We start from the raw sequence: 6,803 nt of genomic DNA, 5'->3' as shown, positions 1-6,803 counted from the left end.
TTCCACATGAACGTGCCCACCCGATCACCCACCCCGATACCCAGCCCACCCAACGCGTTCGCCAACCGCGCCGACTCCGCCCCGACCTCACGATAAGTCATGGTGCGCACACCGGTACCCGTCCACGTCGACACAGTCGAATCCCCAGCGAACGTCGATGCGTAGCGCAGCAACGTCGCCAACGACAACGGCTCGTCCTGCATAGTGCTCAACATCGGAACTCCTTCTTCCATCGATGACTTCCCCACAGAAAGCCACATTGAGCGAGGTCAGGCCTCGGACAGGAACGGTTCCACGACGCCGAGGAACTCGGCGGTCTTCTCGATCATGGTCCAGTGGCCGCAGTTGCCGAGCACGTGCAGCCGGACGTCAGGAAGAAGTTCCAGCAACGCCCCCGAGGATTCCTTCCACGGCACCACCCGGTCGTCTCGCCCGTGAATCATGAGGGTCGGCTGTGCCACCCGGGTCAACTCGGCACCGGACAGGGCCAGGTCGTCGACCCAGCGTTGGCGCGGTTCGGGAAACATCGCTTCCCACGATTTCGCGACGGCGGGCTCGACACTTGCCCCGTATCGCATCTCGACCAGCTGATCGGTGATCAGCCCCCGGTCGTAGGCGAACAGCCCGATGATCTCGCGCATGTTCTCGATTCCCGGCCGGTAGTTCCAGACGGTGTCGAGCCCTTGCGGTAGCGCCATCGCGACACCCATCGAGCCCATGAGGACGAGTCGACGAACGGCCTGCGGACGCTCGGCCGCGAGTGATAAGGCGATTGCCCCGCCCATCGAGTTGCCGATGATGTCATAGGTCTCGATGCCGAGTTCGTCCATGAGCGCGAGTGCGTGCCGGGTCCACGCCTGTCGGCCCCACGTGCGCGCCGCACCGGTGGCTGTGCCACCGAAGCCCAACTGATCGGGGGCGATGACGCGCCGGCTCTGCGACAGGGACGGCAGCACGGGTCGCCAGTTGGCCGCGGCGCTCACACCGGGACCGGATCCGTGCAGGAGCAGCAGCGGCGGCTGCGCGCTCTCGCCTGCGGGCTCCCCGGTGTCGATGACAGCGGTGCGCACCCCATCGACTTCGCGTAACGATGCGGTCGGATGATCGCTGGTGATGACGGCCACTTGCTAACTCCTCGTCGGGGTGGGTCGGGTTCCGGCCATCGAGGCCGCGTGCTGCGTGGAGACCCGCTTGACCGGACCCAGCCACATGTCGATCGAGCCGGGTTCATCCGGATCGAACGTGCGCGGTCGCCAAGCCGCGTCGTCCTCGATGCGACGCACCCCGAACGAGTATTCGTAGGTGAAGCCTTCGGGACCGAGAAAGTAGAGGAACACCGCTGTCGACTGCGGGTGGCGACCAGGGCCCATTTCGATCTGGACGTCGCGTTCTCGCAGGAAGTGCCAGGAACGGAAGACGTCGTCGATGGACTCCACCTGAAAGTTCATGTGGCACAGACCAGCGCTCTCGCCCTGGAATACGGCGAGCTTGTGGTGGACGGGATCGATCCGCATCAGGCACGCGGCGTCGCCGATCCAATCCGACACGCGGGCGTTGAAGTGCCCGTTCCAGAACCGGTAGGCCTCGTGCACATCCGGTGCGTCGAGGCAGAGGTGCCCGAACTCCGTGATGCCTGCCGGCCGAGCGAAAGCGACGGGGCGGGTGATCGTCTCCTGTTGGCTGACCAGCTCGATGCGATTGCCGAAGGGATCGTCGAAGCCGATGAACTCGGCCACGCGTCGCGAGCGAGCCTCTTGCTTCGACCCGCGCCGCACGGCGAAACCGGCATGCTCGAGTTCGTTCTCGGCAGCCTCCAGCGCATCCGAATCGGCGACGGTGAACCCGGAGGCCAGGACCCCCGACACGCCCTCGACCAAAGCCAGACAGTGGTGGCGGGAGTCGGCGCGAAGGTGTGCGACCCCTGGTTCGGTCTCACCGGCGAGTTCGAGACCGACGATGCGGGTCGCGAAGTCGACGGCGGTCCTGAGATCGGCGACTCCTGACCGCACATAGGCGATGTCGGTCAGCGTGATCATGGGTGTTCTCTCCTGTGGAAACTTGCCGAACGCACGGTGTCAGGAGTCGATCGCGTCCGGGATGAGGTTCTTCACCAGCCCCGGCTGCAGATAGCCGGTCTCCCCGTACCGAGCTACCAGCGCCGCGTTGTCGGCCAGCAGTTTCTCGATCGGTTCGGTGAGGTCGATCGCTGCCAGGAATGGCTGGCGGGCGGGCAAGCCGGTCTGCCAGTACACCTCGCACCGGTTGCCCTCGGGATCGAAGAAATAGATGCCGAACGCGTTGCCGTGCGTCACGATCATGTCGAAGTCGACATCGTGCTCGATGAATCTGCGGTGGAACTCGATCAACTCGGTCAGATGATTGACCCGGAACGAGACCTGCTGAATCAGTTTGGTGTTCTCGTCGGCGCGCGCCACGGTCCGGCCTTCGACGAGCTGGAACTCGTGGTGTTCGAAGTTCGGCCGGGCACTGAAGAACCGCATGCCCAGATTCAGGTCCTCGTCGGTGACCGTCAGTCCGAGGACGTCGCGGTAGAACGCTGTACTGGCTTCCAGGTCATCGCAGAAAACTCCGAAATGACCGAGTTCAGCGATCGGCATGGTGAATCTTCCTTCCCGTGGTGGCGGCCGGGTCATGTGCTGGTCGATCGAGTGCTCCTGGAACGGCCCGGCCGAGGAGTCCGCAGGTGGCGTCACTCCTGTTCGCTACGCGTCCGACCGTAATGTGTATGCACTTTTACTGTCAAGGCTCTTCCGGATGTTGCCGCCGCACGGAAATTGCATACAGTTATGCGATGAGTTTATTGCCTCCCGCCGCCGATCGCGACGCCCCTGACCCCTCACTGCTCCTGGGCCGGGACTACTGGATGGTGACCTCGACCCCTTCGGCCGGGACGACCTCCGAGGACATCGCCGCCCTCGCCCCCGCGCACATAGCCTGGCTGCTGGACCTCGAGGAACGCGGCCTCGTCTTCCTGTCGGGCCCCCTCGTCAGCGGCCCCGGCGCCGGTCCGGGATCGGGCGTCACGATCTTGCGCGCCTCCGACGAAGCCGACGCAACCGCAATCGCGTCAGCGGATCCGTTCGTCACGGCGGGTCTGCGCAGCTTCGTCGTTCATCGGTGGCGCCTCAACGAGGGCAGCGTTTCGATGCGCCTGTCACTCGGCCGCGGCACCTACGAATGGCATTGAGCGGGGGCCCCTTCGAGCCCGCATCTCGTCGCACTCCCACCGCCTTCAGGCATAGAACCGTTGACGAGCGCATTTCCTGATGTCATAGTGTATACACTCTGCTGACAATGGTCGATCAGGTATCAAGGTGTGGCAGATCTCCACCGTCCGCACAGGTCATCGGCGACGACCGCCATCGACAGCAACGGCAAAACCCGGTTGAAGGAACTCCAGTGGGACGCTTGGACGAACGCGTCGAATTCACCTCCGGCGCAGCTCATGGTCAGGGACTCCGCCACGCGGTTCACCTTGCCGAAGAAATCGCACCGACCTCCATCGCGCCTCGGTATGAGGTGCGACGATGACCGCCACGGCCTTCTGCTCCCGAGCCGAACCACTCCGGCCGCGCGACGACGGCGATCCGGAGGAAGAAAAAGCACCGTTGCTCGGGCCTGATCAGTTATTGGCGGCGATCGCTGGTCACCTTACGCAAGGATCATCGCTGATCGAGTGGGCTAGGGAGTTGGGCGATCTGCACGCGGCACTGATCCCAGTGCGCCTGAATCGAACGCGTCTTCCCGCCGAATTCGATGAAGCTCGCGTCCACATCGACATTGCCGAGATCGTCAGCGAGATCGATTCGTGGGCGTTCGTCCATGTTCCGAGAGCCCCCGGAGCGCGCAGGCACACCCATTCCCTGGGAGAGGTGATCAGCCATATCGCAAAGATCTATGCCAACGCGTGGTGGACGGTGCTACACGTCGATGACAACGACGTGCGACACGAGGCATGGTTTCATCTCGGTGAGGTCTGCGAAGGCTACGCGCAGCTGATTCACGACGTCCAGGCCTCCGGGGTCCGATTCCCGCTAGGATGGCGGGGCATCCGACACGCGCCGCCGACCTGACAGCTGCTTCCGCGAGGTCGGCCGAGCCCGGCTACTGGCGCAAATTGCGGTCGAACAGGGCCAGCAGTTCGCGGTAGTGCCGTTCATCGGCCTCGGGGTCGTGTGCGGAGGTATCGGCCTGGGTGTAGCCGTGTTGGGCACCCTCGTAGACCTCGGTGCGGTGGCGGACACCGGCGGCATCCAGCGCCTTGTCGAACAGGGCGATATGTTCCGGAGTCATGTGGTGATCCTCGCCCGCGTGGGCGAAATACAGTTCCGCCGTGACGTTTCCGAGGGTGAGATGCGGACTGTCCGGGGTGTCGGTCACCAGCGGTCCGCCGTGGAATCCTGCCACCGCCGCAACCCGATCGGGGAACATGGCGGCGGTCAGCACCGCCAGCCGCGCACCCATGCAGTAACCCGTGACGCCGACCTTTCCCGCTATGACCTGCGGCGACGCTGCCAGCCACTCGAGATATGCGCCGACATCCGAACGCAGGAGCTCCGGGGTCAGCTCGCGGATCATCGGGAAGACCTGTTGGAAGATCTCCGGCCGCTCCCCCGGGTCGATGAAGTCCGGCAGCTCGATCACAGGCGCACGCCCGTGCCGGTAATAGGCGTTCGGCAACAGAACGGTGTAGCCATGGGCGGCAATCCGATCGGCCAGTGATCGCAGGCTGGGCCGCAGTCCGAAACCGTCCTGAATCACGAGCACTCCCGGATGGGCGGCGCCATCGTCGGGGTAGGCGACATACGAGTCAGCGACACCGTCGGATGTCCGGACGTCGACCGACATACCGTTCACTGCGGTCACCCTCGAATCCTCCTGCCATGCCAGCCTTTCGAACATACCCCATTCAAGATCAGCCGATTCGACTCGACTACCGGTCGTCGGAGCATCGAGCCGAGACAGGGGCGGAGCGGTCGAGCCCGACGCGAACCCGATCATCGACGACTGGGTCAACCTTCTCGTCGACCTCACCGCACACGACCGGGACAACCGGCCGATCATGCTGTGCGGCCTCAGCGCGGGCGGCATGCTCGTCTATCACGTCGACACCAAGCCCCAGGGCGGTCTCAGCGGCACCAGCCGGCACATCCGGCAGGTCCGTAACGGGATGCAGTCGCCGATTTCATCTTCAACAACCGTCCGTCCAGGCTCATGCATTGTCTGCATATTTGCAGAAGACGTATTTATTTCTGCGACATAAAGCGATCGCGACGCCGAGGATCCGCAGATTTGCGCAATAGTCGACCGAAACCGGAGAGCATGCTTCCACTTGGATGGATCGACCGGAGGGGCGTTCGATAGTCGAATGCACCGTTTGGGCACGGGAGAGCCCCCGCAGGACGTGCATGGGATGCGGAATTGTACCGACATACCGCAGTGCGACTCGTCCCCTAGCAGGTCAAACCAGACGACACAGGTTGGTGGCACCGAGTGTGCCGTCGGCTCGACTCACGCCGAACGGAATGGAAGCGCACCGCGAGATCGACTCCGCCGCACGTTGATACGCGGGGTGTCGAGAAATCGATTTGATTTGATCATCGACTTCACCGAGGGATGAAGATCAATTTGTGTTACCTCGGCAAAATATTCAGTTAGCCAACTATTAACGGTGATGATTACCACAGCAAGAGAAGTGGATTTGTAGATTTCTTTTTCTTAACGTTGCTGGTGCGCCCGTGATGGCGTCGTTATCCCACTGTGAAAGGAAGCTCCGTAGATGTTCTCTCGTAAGGCCCTTCTCGCCGCCAGCACCGTCTCCGCCGCTGCCCTGTTCTTCGGCCCGGTCGCGGTGGCCTCCGCCGCCCACTCCGCCGCCGGCACCGGTTCCGCGGGCCTGGCCTCGGGTTCGGCCGACGGTGGCTCGTCCACTGGTTCGGCCGGCTCGTCCTCCGGTTCCGCCATGCTGGACTCCGGCAGCTCGGCCCTCGACGGGGGCACCTCCGCCGTCGTCAACGTCATCGATGCGATCACCGGCATCCGGGACCTGACCCAGCCCAAGCCCGCCTCCTGATCCGGTCTCGGTAGATCACCGCATCGTCCGTCTGCCCCTTCGGGGCCGGACTTCCCTGCGCCGCTCCGCTCCACACCGCGGCCCGCACTACAGCGGTGAATTCGCTACAGCTGAACTAGTCGATTCGCCGCATCGAAGCAGATGCGGCGGGTGGACCCTGAGATTCCGTTTGCCCGCTAGGGAGACAGCTCCCAGTGCTGCGAGCGCTGAGCTTCCTTGAACACAGGTTCGTGCCGCCCGGCGAAGTCGCCGGACGGCACGAACTTTTTTCGGGCCACCCGCCGAATGAAGTTCAGCAGGCTACGTCCCCCTGGGCGGCCTTGTCGAACGACACATGCACATGGTCGTAGTGATTGGCGGTCGGGCTCCCGCGGTCTTCCAGATAGGACCAACCGCTGCCATCGTTGTACCGCTGCCGCCAGATCACGTACGTCACACCGAAACGCTGCTGATTGGCCAGCACGTATTCGGCGATCGCGTCGCCCCGCGCGGAATCGGGTGTCATGAGATCGAGTGCCAAGCCTGCGCCGTGGTCGCCGTCGCTACGGCCGATGGCGCCGCCGATGTCGGCGACGGCGAACGTCTTCTTTAGTAGGTTGCCCACCTGTGCCACGTGCGGCCGCGTGCCTGCGAGTTCGGTCGAGCACGGGACAGGGGGAGGCGGTGGTGGCAGGTGCTGCGCAGCCTCCCTGGCCGACGGTGGTGGTTG

10 protein-coding genes are annotated in these 6,803 nt (G+C 63.9%); 3 read left to right on the top strand and 7 right to left on the bottom strand.

The window, feature by feature from the left end:
* The 4 genes from ACWESM_RS32215 to ACWESM_RS32200 all read right to left on the bottom strand — a co-directional run.
* The coding region (locus ACWESM_RS32215; protein ID WP_452494995.1) for an AMP-binding protein at positions 1–215 on the bottom strand (215 nt) is incomplete at its 3' end.
* A 54-nt stretch (positions 216–269) separates the two neighbouring features.
* Positions 270–1,124: an alpha/beta fold hydrolase gene (locus ACWESM_RS32210; protein WP_452494993.1), complete on the bottom strand. Its 855-nt coding sequence runs from the start codon at positions 1,122–1,124 to the stop codon at positions 270–272.
* Positions 1,125–1,127: 3 nt separating this feature from the next.
* Positions 1,128–2,036: a VOC family protein gene (locus tag ACWESM_RS32205; RefSeq protein WP_452494991.1), complete on the bottom strand. Its 909-nt coding sequence runs from the start codon at positions 2,034–2,036 to the stop codon at positions 1,128–1,130.
* Positions 2,037–2,075: 39 nt separating this feature from the next.
* On the bottom strand, positions 2,076–2,618 hold the full coding sequence (locus ACWESM_RS32200) for a VOC family protein (protein ID WP_364426121.1): 543 nt from the start codon (positions 2,616–2,618) through the stop codon (positions 2,076–2,078).
* A gap of 194 nt (positions 2,619–2,812) precedes the next feature.
* Between ACWESM_RS32200 and ACWESM_RS32195 the strand changes: the two genes are divergently transcribed.
* The gene (locus tag ACWESM_RS32195) at positions 2,813–3,208 is read left to right on the top strand and encodes a YciI family protein (protein WP_397277764.1); all 396 of its coding nucleotides are present in this window, start codon (positions 2,813–2,815) and stop codon (positions 3,206–3,208) included.
* Between the two features lie 122 nt (positions 3,209–3,330).
* On the opposite strand, the gene ACWESM_RS32190 is transcribed toward ACWESM_RS32195, so the two are convergent.
* Positions 3,331–3,486, bottom strand: a complete 156-nt coding sequence (locus tag ACWESM_RS32190; RefSeq protein WP_364426125.1) for a hypothetical protein — start codon at positions 3,484–3,486, stop codon at positions 3,331–3,333.
* Positions 3,487–3,548: 62 nt separating this feature from the next.
* On the opposite strand from ACWESM_RS32190, the gene ACWESM_RS32185 reads away from it, so the two are divergent.
* On the top strand, positions 3,549–4,094 hold the full coding sequence (locus ACWESM_RS32185; RefSeq protein ID WP_364426127.1) for a hypothetical protein: 546 nt from the start codon (positions 3,549–3,551) through the stop codon (positions 4,092–4,094).
* A 31-nt stretch (positions 4,095–4,125) separates the two neighbouring features.
* On the opposite strand, the gene ACWESM_RS32180 is transcribed toward ACWESM_RS32185, so the two are convergent.
* Entirely contained in the window at positions 4,126–4,887 is a 762-nt protein-coding gene (locus ACWESM_RS32180) for a dienelactone hydrolase family protein (protein ID WP_364426129.1), read from the bottom strand.
* 913 nt (positions 4,888–5,800) lie between these two features.
* On the opposite strand from ACWESM_RS32180, the gene ACWESM_RS32175 reads away from it, so the two are divergent.
* Positions 5,801–6,094: a hypothetical protein gene (locus ACWESM_RS32175; protein WP_355073792.1), complete on the top strand. Its 294-nt coding sequence runs from the start codon at positions 5,801–5,803 to the stop codon at positions 6,092–6,094.
* A gap of 292 nt (positions 6,095–6,386) precedes the next feature.
* Here ACWESM_RS32175 and ACWESM_RS32170 read toward each other — a convergent pair whose 3' ends face one another.
* On the bottom strand, positions 6,387–6,698 hold the full coding sequence (locus tag ACWESM_RS32170; RefSeq protein ID WP_452494989.1) for a hypothetical protein: 312 nt from the start codon (positions 6,696–6,698) through the stop codon (positions 6,387–6,389).
* Between the last annotated feature and the right edge of the window lie 105 nt (positions 6,699–6,803).

Source organism: Nocardia sp. NPDC003999, from assembly GCF_053604885.1.
The sequence above is the reverse complement of the archived record's forward strand: the minus strand, read 5'-3'. Positions and strand labels throughout refer to the sequence as shown.

What these genes read in the sequence shown, in the direction of transcription:
- ACWESM_RS32175 (WP_355073792.1), top strand. Translation starts at nt 5,801, where the DNA reads ATGTTCTCTCGTAAGGCCCTTCTCGCCGCCAGCACCGTCTCCGCCGCT.
- ACWESM_RS32195 (WP_397277764.1), top strand. Translation starts at nt 2,813, where the DNA reads ATGAGTTTATTGCCTCCCGCCGCCGATCGCGACGCCCCTGACCCCTCA.
- ACWESM_RS32200 (WP_364426121.1), bottom strand. Translation starts at nt 2,618, where the DNA reads ATGCCGATCGCTGAACTCGGTCATTTCGGAGTTTTCTGCGATGACCTG.
- ACWESM_RS32205 (WP_452494991.1), bottom strand. Translation starts at nt 2,036, where the DNA reads ATGATCACGCTGACCGACATCGCCTATGTGCGGTCAGGAGTCGCCGAT.
- ACWESM_RS32185 (WP_364426127.1), top strand. Translation starts at nt 3,549, where the DNA reads ATGACCGCCACGGCCTTCTGCTCCCGAGCCGAACCACTCCGGCCGCGC.